The following is a 14,182-nucleotide window of genomic DNA, read 5'->3' as shown; positions in this document are numbered from 1 at the left end:
CCTCATGACCGTATCCACCGGCATCATCAGCGGTTCACGCCAACGAGGCTTCGATGAAGTCGAAAGGCGGGCGCTGCTGATCGCCGGCGGATTGCAAGGCCTCGGCGTCAGCGAGGGCGACTGCGTTTGCATCCTGATGCGAAACGACATTGCCTTTCTCGAGGTGAGCTACGCGGTCATGTTGCTGGGGGCATATGCGGTGCCGGTCAACTGGCACTTCAAGCCCGAGGAAGTCGAATACATTCTGAAGGACACCGGAACCCGCGTGCTGATCGGCCATGCCGATCTCCTGAATGCGCTGGGCGATGTTGTTGCTTGCGACATGACGCTGCTCAACCTTCCGACGCCGCCGGAGATCGAGGGCGCCTACCGGATCGATCCCTCGCGCCGCGCTCTGCCGCATGGCGCGGAGGATCTCGAACCCTGGATGCGCAGACAAAAGCCGTATGACGGCCCGAAACTGCCGCAGCCGCAGAGCATGATCTACACCTCGGGCACCACCGGGCAGCCCAAGGGCGTCCGCCGGGAAGCGCCAACCCCCGCACAGGCCGCAGCCGCCGAGGCGATGCGGGCGCGCGTCTATGGCCTGAAGCCGGGCGTGCGAGCGCTGTTGCCGGGACCGCTCTATCATTCCGCGCCCAACGTTTTCGCGCTGCGTGCCGGGCGTCTCGGCGGCGCGCTGTTTCTGATGCCGCGGTTCGACGCCGAAGGACTTCTCCGGCTGGTTCAGGAACAGGCCATCGACACCATCTTCATGGTGCCGACGATGTTCGTTCGCCTGTTGAAATTGCCGGCGGGGGTCCGCGAGAAATACGACGTCTCCGCGTTGCGTCACATCGTGCACGCGGCTGCGCCCTGTCCGCCCGATGTCAAACAGGCCATGATGAAATGGTGGGGACCGGTGATCCACGAATATTACGGCAGCACGGAATCCGGCGCCGTGACTTACGCGGCACCGGAAGATGCGCTCAAGAAACCCGGCACCGTCGGGAGGATCCTGGACGGTGCCCTGCTGCGGATTCTCGATGATGCCGGCAACGTTCTGCCGCGCGGAACCATCGGCGAGATCTATTCGCGCTCCACAGGCAGCCCGGATTTCAGCTATCACAACAAGCCGGAGAAGCGGATCGAGATCGAGCGCGACGGTTTCATCACCAGCGGCGACGTCGGCTACATCGACGACGACGGCCATGTCTTCATTTCCGACCGTAAGCGCGACATGGTGATCTCGGGCGGCGTCAATATTTACCCGGCCGAGATCGAAGCGGCGCTGCACGCCCTGCCCGGCGTGCATGATTGCGCGGTTTTCGGCATCCCGGACGACGAATTCGGCGAAGCCCTGATGGCCGTGATCGAACCCCAGCCCGGCATCGCCATCGATCCCGACACCATTCGCGCGCAACTGAAGGCGACGCTGGCCGACTACAAGATACCCCGGCACATCGCGCTGCAGGCAGGCCTGCCGCGCGAGGATTCCGGGAAGATCTTCAAGCGGCGCCTGCGGGATCCGTATTGGGAAAAATCCAACCGCCGGATTTGAGCGGCCTTGGGCAATGATTGAAGTGGCGGCTCACGCCGCCACTTCGGCCCGGCCGTTGTTGATGACCACGAGGTCACGCTCCTTCACCTTGGCGCGGAACGAGACGATGCCGCCTGGCTCCTTCCACAGCTCGGTCACGATGGTCTCACCCGGGTAGACCGGCGAGCTGAACCGGACCTGCATCGCGCGCAACCCGGAGGGATCGCTGCCGCAGACCATATCCAGCAACGCGCGGCAGACCACGCCGAACGTACACAGACCATGCAGGATGGGCTTGTCGAACCCGCCGCTCCGCGCCACCGCGGGATCGGCATGAAGCGGATTGTAGTCGCCGGATAACCGGTAGATCAGCGCGGCCTGCGGCAGCGTTGCAATGCTGGCGGTTTTATCCGGCGCCCGATCGGGCAGTGCGTGCGGCGCCGGGAGCGGACCGGAGGGGCCGCCGAAGCCGCCATCGCCGCGCATCATGGTCGTCGACGTCAGGCGGCAAAGCAAATCTCCACTCGCCTTGTCGATGACGTCACGCTCCGAGACGAGTACCGCACCTTTATCCTTGCCCTTGTCGAACACGCCGGTCACCCGCGTGCGACCGATCACAGTTCCCGCCGTCGGCAACGGCTTGAAAATCGTGATGCCCTGTTCGCCGTGCAGTACCTTCTTCCAGTCGACGCCGGTGCCCGGATCGCTGATCCAGAATCCGGGATACCCCAGCACCACGGCCATCGACGGCAGCGCCCGCAGCCGGCCCTCATAGACGAACTGAAGCTGGCTTTCGTCCATCGGATCCGCGCCGCAGCCGAGCCCGAGGGCATAGAGCATGGTGTCGCGCTCGGTATAGGTATGCTCGAGATCGGCGAAGGGCCATTGCAGCAGGGTTTTGGGATCGATCGGCATCTGCGGGCGCTTCCTTGAATTTTGGAGGGATCAAAACTGCCGTTGAAGTTGCCACGGCGCCGCCAACAAGACAATATGCGAAATATCATTTCGCAAATCTGATTTAGAGCACGACGCAGCGACAAACCGGCAGGAAACTGATAAGTCCCTTGGCATTGTGACCCGCGAACATTCCAGAGGCGTTCCGGCACCGAGCAAGAGGTTGAGAGCTATGAAGGTCGACAAGCCGCCGCGCAAATCCAGTTCAGGAGCGCGCAACCTGACCACAAAGAACAGGAGCGGCAAACCGCCCGGTCAGGCGCCCTCCGCTGCATCTGAAGAGCGAGCGAAAAAGAAAAGCGCGCGCATGCTGCTACAACGCGCTGCCCGCAGACCGCGGGCCGCCGCAAAGGACGAGGTTGCGGACGACGCCGGCGGCCGGCTGTTTGTCACCGCGCTGGCGCGCGGACTTGAAGTCCTCAGCGCCTTCAGAGCGGGCGACCGCGCGCTCGGCAACCTCGATCTCGCGAAACGGACGGAACTGCCGAAACCGACGATCTCGCGTATTACGCACACGCTCACCCAACTGGGCTATCTCGCCTACGACAACCGGCTCGGGACTTATGAATTGGGCGGCCGCACGTTGTCGCTGAGTTATGCGGCGCTCGCCAACCTCGATGTCCGGCGCGTGGCCCGACCGATCATGGAGAATCTTGCCGACACCCATAACCTGCATATCGCGCTCGGCACGCGCGACAGGCTGATGATGCTTAACGTCGAAACCTGCGAAGGCCACGGCCTGGTCGGCCTTCGGCTGGCGCCGGGTTCGCGGATTCCGATTGCCGTCACTGCGGTCGGTAAGGCTTATCTCGCCGTGGCCCCTGACAGCGAACGAAAAAGCATTCTCGACGCCATCCGCAAGCAGCACGGCGATGACTGGCCGCTGATCACGCGATCCGTCGAGGAGTCGATCCGTGATGTTGCGGAACGCGGATTCTGCACGTCCGCCGGGGAATGGCGCAAAGACATTAATGCCGTAGGAGCTCCGATCATCACACCTAACGCTGGAAGCATCTATGCGCTGAGCGTCGGCGGGCCGGCGTATCAGGTGTCGCAGGATCAGCTCGATCACGAATACGGCCCGGCGATAGCCGCCGCGGCGAAGAAGATAAGCGCTTCGCTCGGAGGCTCCAATATCTAGAGAACGGTACTCCTTGAGGCTCACCCAAGGACAGGCTCTGCCCGGCCATGCCTAATCGACATCAGTCCATTTTTCGCCGTCGAATCGCTGCAACTGGAGCGATCTGAACGCGTTAAAATCCTGCGGAGTTGTTTTCAGCACCACGTGCGGCAGGTGCAACGGCAGACGAACATCATGGATATTCGCTACCTGTTTCATAACATTGTCCCGCGTCAGGTCGTCGCCGCTGCTCTCAAGCACGTGGCGCAGCATCGCCGCGTTGACGTAAGCAACCGTTGCATAGAAGTCGTTCGGGTTGTCTTGCGAATTCCACTTCTTCATGAACTCGACGTAGTCCTTGACGTCTTTGTCGTTCGCCCAGACCGGATCGTTGGGCGCCTTGAGAAAGGCCGCGGTCATGACACCCACCGAATTCTCAAGGCCCGCGGGCTTGAGTACGGCGCTGACCGAGCTTGAAGCATTGGTCAAAAACTTCAGGGGCGACCACCCGATCTCGTGCGCCTTGCGGATGGCCTGGGCTGCAAATTTCCCCGTGCTGGCGCAGATGAACACATCGGCGCCTGACGCCTTGAGATTTACAATTTGGGAATCGATCGTCGGATCCGACGTTTCGTAGCTCAGTTCGGCGACAATCGAAGCTTTGGAGCCCGGGTTCGCGCCCAGCGCAGCCTTGATGCCGTCGAGATGGTCTTTTCCGTAATCGTCGTTTGCATAAAGAACCGCAATCTTCGCTTCCGGCTTTATCTTGAGAATATAATCGACATAGATTTTCTGCTCGAGGCCATTGGAAGGCCAGAATGGCATCGTCCACGGAAAGTCTTTGGGGTTGTTGAATTTCGACGCCCCCGTAGCAATGAGAATTTGCGGTACGCCCTTGCCGTTGAGGTATCTCTGAGTGGCGGAATTGGTCGGCGTTCCGGATACGCCGTAGATCAGCAGCACCTCCTGATCTTCAACCAGCTTCCGCGTTTGCTCTACCGTCTTTGGCGGGCTGTATGCGTCGTCCAGGGAAATGACGTTGACGCGGCGACCGTTGATTCCACCCGCCTCGTTGACCATCTTGAAATAGGCCACCAGGGTACGTCCGCCTGCTCCGAATGCGGATACCGGACCACTGTAGGCGGTCGTATGACCGATCTTGATTTCCGTGTCGGACGCGCCAACGCTGTATTTTTTTCCGCGGCATCTGCTGAAAACAACACTGCGATCGCAAATATCCCGGTCAGTACCGGTATCATGAATTTCAACTTCATTTGCCTCCCCTGTCGGCTACGTCCTGTGGCAGGCACGGTGATGACCGGTTGCGCATCGGTCAATTGACCTGCCGTGCATGCGCGCTCCAGAACGGCTCGCGCAGTTCGACCTTGTTGATCTTGTTGACGCTCGACAGCGGCAGCGCCTCATCCCGGACATCCACGCTGCGCGGACATTTGTAGCCGGCAATCAGTCCGCGACAGTGAGCGATGATATCCGCGCCGGTCAGCGCGGCCGCCGGCCGCCGAACCACCACGGCGTGGACGGCTTCGCCCCAGCGGGCATCGGGAATCCCGATCACGGCACATTGCAGCACGTCGGGATGCGAACAGATCGCATTCTCAACCTCGGTCGAATAGACGTTCTCGCCGCCAGATATGATCATGTCCTTGATCCGGTCGGCGATATAGAGGTAGCCATCCGGTTCGAAATATCCGGAGTCCCCGGTGTGCATCCAGCCGCCCCGCAAGGTTTCCGCGGTGAGTTCGGGCTTGTTCCAGTAACCCTGCATCACCATCGGGCCACGCACAACGATCTCGCCGACCTTCCCGAACGGCAGTTCGCAATCCTTTTCATCGACGACCTTCACCTCGGCCGACCAGATCGGACGCCCGGCCGATCGAAGATGTCGTTTCGGCGCATCGGGCAGGTGGTCGTCCGGCCCGAGCATTGTCGCAACCGGTGACAGTTCGGTCATGCCGTAGGACTGCGCAAACCGGACGGCGGGAAAGCGCTTCATGCATTCGATCAGCAACGCTTCCGGCATCGGCGAGGCGCCGTAAGTGATCATTCGCAGGCTCGACAGGTCGTAGGAAGCAAGATCAGGAAGTTCGAGCAGCCTCGACAGCATGGTCGGCACGAAGGTCGCCACGGTGACCTTGTCGCGCGCGATGGCATTGAGCACGTCAGCCGGCGTGAAGCGCGGTATCACAACATGCTTGCCGCCAAGCATGGCGGTCGTGAACACCCGCGCACCGGCGGCGAGATGAAACAACGGCCCGGCGTGCAGGCTGACAATGCTCTCGTCCAAACCGAGGCGCCCGGCCGTCACCGCGACATTGGCCCACAGGTTGCGATGGCTGAGCATCACGCCTTTCGAACGGCCGGTGGTCCCCCCGGTGTAGAAAATACACGCAAGGTCATCGCCGCCCCTGAGCGCATCCTCGCACGGACGCGCGCCCGCGAGCACGGCTTCGTAATCCAATGCGTTCCCGGGCGCCTTGCCGGCACCCGCATACAGCAACGCCTTGACCGACAGCGCGGCTTCGGCCAGTTGCGCGCCGGTCTCGGCAAAATTCGCGTCCACGATCAGAACCGTGGGACCGGCGTCACGGATCTGCTCGATCATTTCCGGAAGCGCAAACCGCGAGTTGATCGGGACGATCACGCCGCCGCCCCACAACACGCCAAAATAATACTCGATATAATGCTGGCCGTTGGCCGCCAGCATCGCCACCCGGTCGCCATCGCCCATCCCGAGTCCGCGCAAGGCCGCGGCAAGGCGCGCAACCCGATCGACAAAGGTGCGATGGTCGAGACGCACATCGCCGCATACCAGCGCCTCGGCGTCACCGCCGAATGCGATTGCCTTTCGAAGGCCCATCGTCAGGTTCATCGTTTCCCCGATATTGCCGATTATTTGGCGGTCATCGTATACATGCCGACGGCCGGACTCAATATGCGAAATTGAGTTTCATTTTTCGCGGTTTCGTTCTAATCGTGCTCGACGAGGTCGAAATTCACAACAATCCGGAAACTTGCACCCGGCGGGAGGAAGAGATGGCAGCTCAGGATAACAAGACAGACGCGGTCACTGTCGAACGTCATGACGACGTCGCTTTGGTGCGCCTCAACCGGCCGCGCAGCCGCAACGCCCTCGGTCCCGACATCAAGGCGGGTCTCGAAGCGGCGATCCCCACCCTGATGGACGACAGCGCCGTGCGCTGCCTGGTGATCACCGGCTCCGAAGAAGCCTTCTGCGCCGGCGGCGACATCAACAACATGAACGATCGCGGTGCGCCGTCGGTGCGGGCCCGCATGTATCAGACCTACGCATGGTCGCAACGCATTCTGACCGGCGAAAAGCCCGTCGTGGCAGCGGTCAACGGCGCAGCAGCGGGAGCCGGCTTTTCGCTCGCGCTATTGTGCGACATCGCAATCGTCGCGGACAACGCCTACTTTCGCGCGGCCTTTCCGGGCCTCGGCGCGGTTCCGGATCTCGGGCTCGCGCTGACACTGCCGCGCAGCATCGGCAGCGCCCGCGCCAAGGATATTCTGCTGACCAATCGCCGCATCGAGGCTGCCGAGGCCGTCGCGATTGGCATTGCCAAACGCGTGGTTCCCGCCGCAGCACTTCTCGCTGACGCCATGCAGCTCGCGAGCGAGTTGGCCGCCGGGCCCGCGACCTCCTTCGGCCTGACCAAGATGCTGCTCAACAATGCCTACGGGCCGATCAACGATTTCTTTGCCACCGAAGCGATGGCCCAGGCCGTGGCCTTCGGCAGCAAGGAATTCGCCGAAGGCGTCAACGCCTTTCACGCCAAGCGCAAGCCTGATTTCAGGAACAACCGCTAACCGCGGATAACGTTTGGGAGTTAAGACAATGGGACCGCTGGCGGGAATACGCGTGGTCGAGTTCGCAGGCATCGGTCCGGGGCCGATGGCCGCGATGCTGCTGGCCGACATGGGGGCGACGGTGGTGCGTCTCGATCGAACCGCACCGAGCGATCTCGGGGTCCACAAGCCAGCCCGGTTCGACCTCTTGATGCGCGGACGGCGCTCGATCGCCATCGATCTCAAGCAGCCGTCCGGCATCGATCTCGCCTTGCAACTGGTGGCACGTGCGGACGCTTCGATCGAAGGCTTTCGCCCCGGCACCATGGAGCGGTTGGGATTGGGACCGGAGGTGGCGCTCGCGCGTAACCCGCGGCTGGTGTACGGCCGGATGACGGGCTGGGGCCAGGAAGGGCCGCTGGCGCAGGCCGCCGGGCACGACCTCAACTATATCGCGCTGACCGGCGCGCTGTCGGCGATCGGGAACGCCGGCGAAGCGCCGGTTGCGCCGCTCAACCTGGTCGGCGACTTCGGCGGCGGCGCACTCTACCTCGCTTTCGGCATGGCGTGCGCGTTGCTGGAAGCCAGGCATTCCGGCCAGGGACAGGTCGTCGATGCCGCCATGACCGATGGCGCATCATCGCTGATGACGATGTTCTTCGGCATGCACGCCGCGGGCTTGTACAGCCTGGACCGCGGCACCAACATTCTCGATGGCGGATCCGCGATCTACGGGGTGTATCCCTGCGCCGACGGCCTCTACGTGTCGGTTGCCGCGATCGAGATGAAGTTCCGGGCAGATCTGTTCCGCCTGCTCGGCATCGAGCCCGGCAATGACGGACCGGAACTGCGGGCGCGGATTGCAGCGGCGTTCAAGACCCGCACCCGGGATCAGTGGTGCGCAACGCTCGAGGGCAGCGACGCCTGTTTTGCCCCGGTGCTGACCATGGCCGAGGCGCCGCATCATCCCCACAACAAGCTGCGTCAGACCTTCGTCGACATCGACGGCGTGGTCCAGCCCGCGCCCGCGCCGCGGTTCGGAAGGACCAAGCCCGCTTTGCCGCGGCCTCCGGAAACACCCGGCGCCGGCACCCGCGAGGCGCTGCTGGAATGGGGATTTTCCGACTCCGACATCGACGGGTTCGCCGCGACCAAAGCCATTGCGCTGACCACGAAATAAGCTCGAGGCGGCGGTACCCGGCGCCGCTAACGGTTGCAGGATCGCGTCGCGGCGGCGCGCATCCGGCATTGCGGAAACCCTCCTTGACTCTCCACGGCGCACGCGCTTTACCTTATTCCAACTGATGAATGATCTTTCACAATAGTGAAAACAGATGAAATCGGCGTCGCGCACCTTTGACCTTTTCGAGACGTTTGCGCGCATCCAGGCGCCGATCACGCTGTCCGACCTCGCCCGCCAGATGAAGATGCCGGTCTCGACCTGTTTCAACCTGGTTCGCACCTTCGAAGCCCGCGGATTCCTCTATTCGCTGGGATCGCGCCGCGGGTTGTATCCGACCAAGCGGATGCTGCAGCTCGTCACCACGATCGCGCAGCACGACCCGATCGGCACGCGCGTTTCCCATGCGCTGTCGGAACTGCGCGACACGACCGGCGAAACCGTCGTGCTGGCAAAGCGCAGCGGCGACAAGGTCGTGTACATGGAAATATTCGAGTCGTCGCACCGGATCCGCTATTCGGCCGAGGTCGGCGAAATCCGCGACCTGCACGCCAATTCGATGGGCAAGGCCCTGCTCGGCCAGCTTCCCGAGGCGGAGCGCAAAGCCGTCATCTCGAGGCTGAAATTCACCAAATACACCAAGCAGACGCTGCCATCGGCCGCCGCCTACGCGACCGACATCGCCAAGTCGCTGAAGCGCGGCTATTGCCTCAATGATGGCGAGAGCGTCGCGGACGTGATGGGCGTCGCCGTCGCCATGAAGATCAACGACGAACATTTTGCGGTCGCGCTGGCAGGGCCGCGCTACCGCATGAAGGACGAGATCGCCGCCAGGGCCGGTCAGTTGCAGCGCGCCTGCCGCTCGATCGCCGATGCCGGCTGAATTTCCGGGCAACCAAGCAATAAGAAAACGGGAGAACGTTAATGAGGAAACTGTCAGGCATCGTTGCCGCGCTCTGGGTCGCGCCGCTCGCAATCGGTTCGATCGCACCGTCCCATGCTGCCGATCCGCTCACCCTTCGCGTGGCGGATTCATTTCCCGGCGGACATTACATCAGCGAGCAGGTCACGAAATGGTACATGGACCGCGTCGCCAAGGAGACCGGCAATAAAATCGCGTTTCAATACTATCCGTCCGAGCAGCTCGGAAAAGCCAAGGACCTGCTCTCGCTGACGCAGACCGGCGTCGTCGACATCGGTTACGTCGCGCCGTCGTTCGTGACCGACAAGCTCCCGCTCTCGGTCGTCGCCGAACTTCCCTTGCGCTTTTCCACATCGTGCGAAGGCACGGCGGCCTTCTACAAGCTGGCGACCGACGGCATCATCGCCAAGCGGGAACTGGAACCGGCCGGCGTCAGGTTGCTGTTCACGATCGTGCTGCCGCCCTACCAGATCTTTCTGCGTAGCGCGACGTTTCCCGGCATCGACGCGCTCAAGGGCCTGAAGATCCGCACCTCCGGCAAGGCCAAGGAGCTTGCCGTTCAGAAACTCGGCGCCGTGTCGCTGCAGATCGCCTCTCCCGACGTCTATCAGTCGCTGTCGCGCGGCACCATCGACGGCATGCTGTTTCCCTATTCGAGCATCTTTTCCTACGACGTGCAGGACCTGATCAAGTCGGCTTCGGTCGGCGCCAATTTCGGCAGCTTCGTCGTCACCTATGTGATTTCGGAGAAGCGCTGGAAGACCCTGCCGCCCGATGTCCAGGAGGCGATGCAGCGGGTCGGCCGCGAGACCACCGAGCGCGGCTGCGAAATATCCCAGCGCAACGAGCTGCAGGACCAGGAAAAGCTCAAGGCCCGCGGCGTGCTGGAAGTCGATTTCAGCCCCGCCGACAAGGCGCGCATCCAGGCCCAGATGGTCGACGTCAGCAAGGAGTGGGCCAAGGAACTCGACGGCCGCGGCAAACCCGGATCGGAAGTTCTCGCCGCGTTCGAGAGCGCGCTCAAGTGAACCGACTTCCCGATCGTTGCCGCGGTTCTCGCATCGCAGCTGCAGGCTGAGAGGGCTTGGCAAATGACAGGCCCCCTCACCGGTCTGAAAATCCTCGATCTGACCACCGTTCTGATGGGGCCCTACACCACGCAGATTCTCGGCGATATGGGCGCCGATGTGGTCAAGATCGAATCTCCCGAAGGCGATTCGGTCCGCGGCATCGGACCGTTCCGCAACCCCGGCATGGGTTCGATATTTCTGCAGGCCAATCGCGGCAAGCGAAGCATCGTGCTCGATCTCAAGCAGAAGCAGGGCCGTGAGGCGCTGCTGAAGGTGATCGAGACCGCGGACGTGCTGGTCTACAACCTCCGGCCGCAGGTGATGGAACGCCTGATGCTCGGCTATGCCGACGTCGCGGCCGCCAACCCGAAGATCATCTATGCCGGGCTGTTCGGCTACGGCCAGGATGGCCCCTATGCCGCGCGACCGGCCTATGACGATTTGATGCAGGGCGGCACCGGAATCCCGAGCCTGGTGCAGCGGGCCGGCAATCCCGCGCCGCGCTACGCGCCGCTGGCGATCGCCGATCGCGTGGTCGGCATCTGGGCGGTCGGCGCCATCACCGCCGCGCTGTGGCATCGCGAGCGCCACGGCGAAGGCCAGCGCATCGATATCCCGATGTTCGAGACCATGGCGCAACTCGTGCTCGGCGATCACATGGGCGGAGGCTTGTTCGAGCCGGCGCTGGGCGACATGGGCTATGGCCGCTTGCTGTCGCATGACCGCCGGCCCTATCCCACCAAGGACGGCTACGTCTGCGCGCTGGTCTACAGCGACAGGCAGTGGCGCCGCTTCTTCACGGCGATCGGCGAACCCGAGGTTTTCACCGGCGATCCCCGCTTCGCCACCATCACCAGCCGCTCCAGGCATATCGACGAAATCTACGCGATGGTGACGACCTACATGACGCAGCGGACCACGGCGGAATGGGTCGAGCTGCTGTCCGCCATCGATATTCCGGTCGAGCCGCTGCGCACCATCGAGCAACTCGTCGACGATCCGCATCTGCAGGCCAAGGGCTTCTTCCAGATGCAACAGCATCCCACCGAGGGCCCGCTGCGAATGCCGGGCGTGCCGACAATGTTTTCGAAATCGCCGGCCGACATCGGCGGCCCGGCGCCGCGGCTCGGCGAGCACAGCCGCGACATCCTGCGCGCTGCGGGCTATGCAACCGAAGCCATCGACGCGCTTGTGGCGGCCGGGATCACCTCGGAACCGCGCATGGCGCCAGAGGAGATCGCGCCGTGACGAAAAAAGGAACCCTGCTCGGACGCGGCCTCTACTTCGACGATCTTGCCGTTGGATCCTGGTTTCACACCGCCGGCCGAACCATCACCGCCGCGGACCTGTCGGCCTTCGTCAACCTGACATGGCTCACCGAAGAGCTGTTCACCAATGACGCCGATCGCGACGACATGGCGATCAGGGAGCGCGTGGTGCCGGCGGCGCTGGTCTATTCATTCGCCGAGGGCCTGCTGACGCCGTTCATGCAGGGCACCGGACTCGCCTTCCTGCACGCCGATCTCGACGTGAAGGGGCCGACCTTGGTCGGCGATACCATTCACATCGAATGCGAGGTGTCCGAACTTCGCGCAGCCTCCAAAGGACATCGGGGCCTGGTTCGCTGCACCAGCCGCGTCCTGACCCAGCGCGGCGACACCGTCCTGATCTATACGCCGCTGCGCCTGATGAGGAGACGGCCGCAATGATCCTCAAACGCCTCGATCGCGCGCTGACCGCCGTGGAACGTGCCGCCTCGTTCCTGGCGGCGGTCGCGCTGTTCATGATCATGTCGATCGTCGCCACCGACGTCGCGCTGCGGTATCTGTTCAATCGTCCCTGGGGATGGTCGTTCGATTTCATCTCGCTCTACGTCATCGTCGGACTGTTCTTTCTGGCGCTGTCGCGAACCTTCGCCGTCAATGGCCATATCAGCGTCGACCTGCTGCATCATTATCTCAATCCGCCGGCAAGGCGCGCCTGCGAAGTGGTGATCTGCCTGCTGTCTGCGGTGCTGTTCGCGTGGATGACGCAGGCCGGCGCGGCCCGGGCGTGGCAGAACTACATCGACAACGATATTCTGGCCGGCGCATTCGCGTGGCCGGCATGGGCCTCGGCGGCGTTCGTGCCGCTCGGCGCGGGAATGATTACGCTGCGTCTCATCCTGTCGACGGTCTGTCACGTCTACACGCTGGCGACCGGACGCGAAGTGATCCCGCTTCCCCCGATCGCCGGATCGGCCCAAGCCATTCAGAGCGGATCCTTCGAATGATCGTCTTTTTCGTCATCCTCAGCCTCTTCGTCCTTCTCACCATCGGAACTCCGGTCGGCTTCGCCATGGCAATAGCGGGCGGCGCCGGCCTCTGCCTCATCGGCGGTCCCGACATGGTGTCGGGGATTATTCAGACGTCGCCGCTCTCGGTGGTCGGATCCTATGAACTGCTGACGATCCCGATGTTCCTGCTGATGGCGGAAATGGTGCTGGTCAGCGGCGTCGCCGACGATCTGTTTCGCGCCGCCGCGGCCTGGATCGGGCGCGTGCCCGGCGGCCTCGGCATGGCGACCGCACTGGCCGGCGCCGGATTCGGCGCGATCTGCGGCTCCAGCACCGCTTCCGCAGCCACGCTTTCCTCGACCAGCCTGCCGGCGATGCTCAAACAGGGTTACGAGCCGAAAATGGCGGCCGGCGTGGTCGCGATTTCCGGCACGCTATCGATGCTGCTGCCGACCAGCGTGGCGCTGGTGATCTACGGCCTGCTGGCCGAGGTGAATATCGGCAAGCTGCTGGTCAGCGGCATCATTCCGGCCATCCTGGTAACGCTGACGATCATGGCGACCATTCTTTTCCTGGTCTGGCAGGATCCGACGCGGGCACCTTCGCTGACCAACGTGCCGATGCACGAGAAGCTGCGCCTGCTGAAGGCCGTCGGGCCGATGCTGGTCTTGTTCGGCATCGTCACCACCGTCATCTATACCGGCATCGCGACGCCCACGGAGGCTTCCGCTTTCGGCGCATCCGGCGCGTTCGCGCTGGCGATCTGGCGCGGGCGCATCAATCGCAAGACCTTCGTGCACGCATTCACGCATGCGGCGCAGGGCACCTGCATGATCACCATGATCCTCGTCGGTGCCAGCATCTTCGGCTATTTCTTCACGCTGACGCAGTCGACCCAGGATCTGGTGCACTGGGTCGGCCATCTCGACGTCTCGCGGTGGGTCATCATCACGCTCATCCTCTGCGGCTACATCATCCTCGGCTCCTTCATGGACCAGATCGCCATTCTGGTGCTGACGGTGCCGATCGTGCTGCCGCTGATCAAGAGCCTCGGTTTCGATCCGATCTGGTTCGGGGTGATCAAGATCGTGACCGCCGAAGTCGGGATGATCACGCCTCCGATCGGGCTCAATTGCTTTATCGTCGCCCGCTACGCGAACCGTCCGGTGGCCGACGTCTTCCATGGCATCTTCCCGCATTTCATCGCGCACCTCTTCATCATTGCGGTGTTCGTCGCGTTTCCCTCGATCATCCTGTGGCTGCCGTCGCGAATGTAGCGGCGGCTTTCCCCTTCCAACTGCGCGAAAGACGCAT

Annotated in this window: 14 protein-coding genes; 11 read left to right on the top strand and 3 right to left on the bottom strand. The window is 62.9% G+C overall.

What is annotated here, in order from left to right; genetic code table 11:
• Positions 1-4: 4 nt before the first annotated feature.
• Entirely contained in the window at positions 5-1,540 is a 1,536-nt protein-coding gene (locus tag BLR13_RS24385) for an acyl-CoA synthetase (protein WP_074818663.1), read from the top strand.
• A gap of 30 nt (positions 1,541-1,570) precedes the next feature.
• Here the strand turns inward: BLR13_RS24385 and BLR13_RS24380 are convergent, their stop codons facing one another.
• Complete coding sequence (locus BLR13_RS24380) at positions 1,571-2,434, bottom strand: MaoC/PaaZ C-terminal domain-containing protein (protein WP_074818666.1); 864 nt, start codon at positions 2,432-2,434, stop codon at positions 1,571-1,573.
• 346 nt (positions 2,435-2,780) lie between these two features.
• Here BLR13_RS24380 and BLR13_RS24375 point away from each other — a divergent pair, with 346 nt between their 5' ends.
• Positions 2,781-3,614, top strand: a complete 834-nt coding sequence (locus BLR13_RS24375; protein ID WP_244524931.1) for an IclR family transcriptional regulator — start codon at positions 2,781-2,783, stop codon at positions 3,612-3,614.
• 51 nt (positions 3,615-3,665) lie between these two features.
• Here the strand turns inward: BLR13_RS24375 and BLR13_RS24370 are convergent, their stop codons facing one another.
• Positions 3,666-4,751 carry an ABC transporter substrate-binding protein gene (locus BLR13_RS24370; RefSeq protein ID WP_244525269.1) on the bottom strand — a complete coding sequence of 362 codons (1,086 nt, stop codon included), beginning with the start codon at positions 4,749-4,751 and terminating at the stop codon, positions 3,666-3,668.
• Here BLR13_RS24370 and BLR13_RS41830 point away from each other — a divergent pair.
• On the top strand, positions 4,743-4,934 hold the full coding sequence (locus tag BLR13_RS41830; RefSeq protein WP_244524930.1) for a hypothetical protein: 192 nt from the start codon (positions 4,743-4,745) through the stop codon (positions 4,932-4,934). The genes BLR13_RS24370 and BLR13_RS41830 overlap by 9 nt on opposite strands.
• Here the strand turns inward: BLR13_RS41830 and BLR13_RS24365 are convergent.
• Positions 4,927-6,483 carry a long-chain-fatty-acid--CoA ligase gene (locus BLR13_RS24365; protein ID WP_074818671.1) on the bottom strand — a complete coding sequence of 519 codons (1,557 nt, stop codon included), beginning with the start codon at positions 6,481-6,483 and terminating at the stop codon, positions 4,927-4,929. The genes BLR13_RS41830 and BLR13_RS24365 overlap by 8 nt on opposite strands.
• A 164-nt stretch (positions 6,484-6,647) precedes the next feature.
• Here BLR13_RS24365 and BLR13_RS24360 point away from each other — a divergent pair, with 164 nt between their 5' ends.
• The 8 genes from BLR13_RS24360 (at position 6,648) to BLR13_RS24325 (ending at position 14,145) form a co-directional block, all read left to right on the top strand.
• Entirely contained in the window at positions 6,648-7,442 is a 795-nt protein-coding gene (locus BLR13_RS24360; protein WP_074831160.1) for an enoyl-CoA hydratase/isomerase family protein, read from the top strand.
• Positions 7,443-7,470: 28 nt separating this feature from the next.
• The gene (locus BLR13_RS24355) at positions 7,471-8,601 is read left to right on the top strand and encodes a CaiB/BaiF CoA transferase family protein (RefSeq protein WP_074818675.1); all 1,131 of its coding nucleotides are present in this window, start codon (positions 7,471-7,473) and stop codon (positions 8,599-8,601) included.
• Positions 8,602-8,755: 154 nt separating this feature from the next.
• Positions 8,756-9,484, top strand: coding sequence for an IclR family transcriptional regulator (locus tag BLR13_RS24350; RefSeq protein ID WP_074818679.1), 729 nt, complete (start codon positions 8,756-8,758; stop codon positions 9,482-9,484).
• Between the two features lie 41 nt (positions 9,485-9,525).
• Entirely contained in the window at positions 9,526-10,551 is a 1,026-nt protein-coding gene (gene dctP, locus BLR13_RS24345) for a TRAP transporter substrate-binding protein DctP (RefSeq protein ID WP_074818682.1), read from the top strand.
• 63 nt (positions 10,552-10,614) lie between these two features.
• Positions 10,615-11,841, top strand: coding sequence for a CaiB/BaiF CoA transferase family protein (locus BLR13_RS24340; RefSeq protein ID WP_074818686.1), 1,227 nt, complete (start codon positions 10,615-10,617; stop codon positions 11,839-11,841).
• Positions 11,838-12,302, top strand: coding sequence for a MaoC family dehydratase (locus BLR13_RS24335; protein ID WP_074818691.1), 465 nt, complete (start codon positions 11,838-11,840; stop codon positions 12,300-12,302). Before BLR13_RS24340 ends, BLR13_RS24335 begins: the two co-directional genes overlap by 4 nt.
• Positions 12,299-12,865 carry a TRAP transporter small permease gene (locus BLR13_RS24330; RefSeq protein ID WP_074818694.1) on the top strand — a complete coding sequence of 189 codons (567 nt, stop codon included), beginning with the start codon at positions 12,299-12,301 and terminating at the stop codon, positions 12,863-12,865. Before BLR13_RS24335 ends, BLR13_RS24330 begins: the two co-directional genes overlap by 4 nt.
• Positions 12,862-14,145, top strand: coding sequence for a TRAP transporter large permease (locus BLR13_RS24325; RefSeq protein ID WP_074818695.1), 1,284 nt, complete (start codon positions 12,862-12,864; stop codon positions 14,143-14,145). Before BLR13_RS24330 ends, BLR13_RS24325 begins: the two co-directional genes overlap by 4 nt.
• Positions 14,146-14,182 lie beyond the last annotated feature (37 nt).

Origin of the sequence: Bradyrhizobium ottawaense, from assembly GCF_900099825.1 — a bacterium.
GTDB classification, from domain to species: Bacteria; Pseudomonadota; Alphaproteobacteria; order Rhizobiales; family Xanthobacteraceae; genus Bradyrhizobium; species Bradyrhizobium ottawaense_A.
Note: the sequence above shows the minus strand (reverse complement) of the source record. Positions and strands in the feature narration are given on the sequence as shown.

Coding starts and splice junctions, on each gene's coding strand:
- BLR13_RS24380 (WP_074818666.1), bottom strand. CDS start 2,434: ATGCCGATCGATCCCAAAACCCTGCTGCAATGGCCCTTCGCCGATCTC.
- BLR13_RS24360 (WP_074831160.1), top strand. CDS start 6,648: ATGGCAGCTCAGGATAACAAGACAGACGCGGTCACTGTCGAACGTCAT.
- BLR13_RS24375 (WP_244524931.1), top strand. CDS start 2,781: ATGCTGCTACAACGCGCTGCCCGCAGACCGCGGGCCGCCGCAAAGGAC.
- BLR13_RS24330 (WP_074818694.1), top strand. CDS start 12,299: ATGATCCTCAAACGCCTCGATCGCGCGCTGACCGCCGTGGAACGTGCC.
- dctP (WP_074818682.1), top strand. CDS start 9,526: ATGAGGAAACTGTCAGGCATCGTTGCCGCGCTCTGGGTCGCGCCGCTC.
- BLR13_RS41830 (WP_244524930.1), top strand. CDS start 4,743: ATGACCGATCTTGATTTCCGTGTCGGACGCGCCAACGCTGTATTTTTT.
- BLR13_RS24365 (WP_074818671.1), bottom strand. CDS start 6,483: ATGAACCTGACGATGGGCCTTCGAAAGGCAATCGCATTCGGCGGTGAC.
- BLR13_RS24340 (WP_074818686.1), top strand. CDS start 10,615: ATGACAGGCCCCCTCACCGGTCTGAAAATCCTCGATCTGACCACCGTT.
- BLR13_RS24355 (WP_074818675.1), top strand. CDS start 7,471: ATGGGACCGCTGGCGGGAATACGCGTGGTCGAGTTCGCAGGCATCGGT.
- BLR13_RS24350 (WP_074818679.1), top strand. CDS start 8,756: ATGAAATCGGCGTCGCGCACCTTTGACCTTTTCGAGACGTTTGCGCGC.
- BLR13_RS24325 (WP_074818695.1), top strand. CDS start 12,862: ATGATCGTCTTTTTCGTCATCCTCAGCCTCTTCGTCCTTCTCACCATC.
- BLR13_RS24385 (WP_074818663.1), top strand. CDS start 5: ATGACCGTATCCACCGGCATCATCAGCGGTTCACGCCAACGAGGCTTC.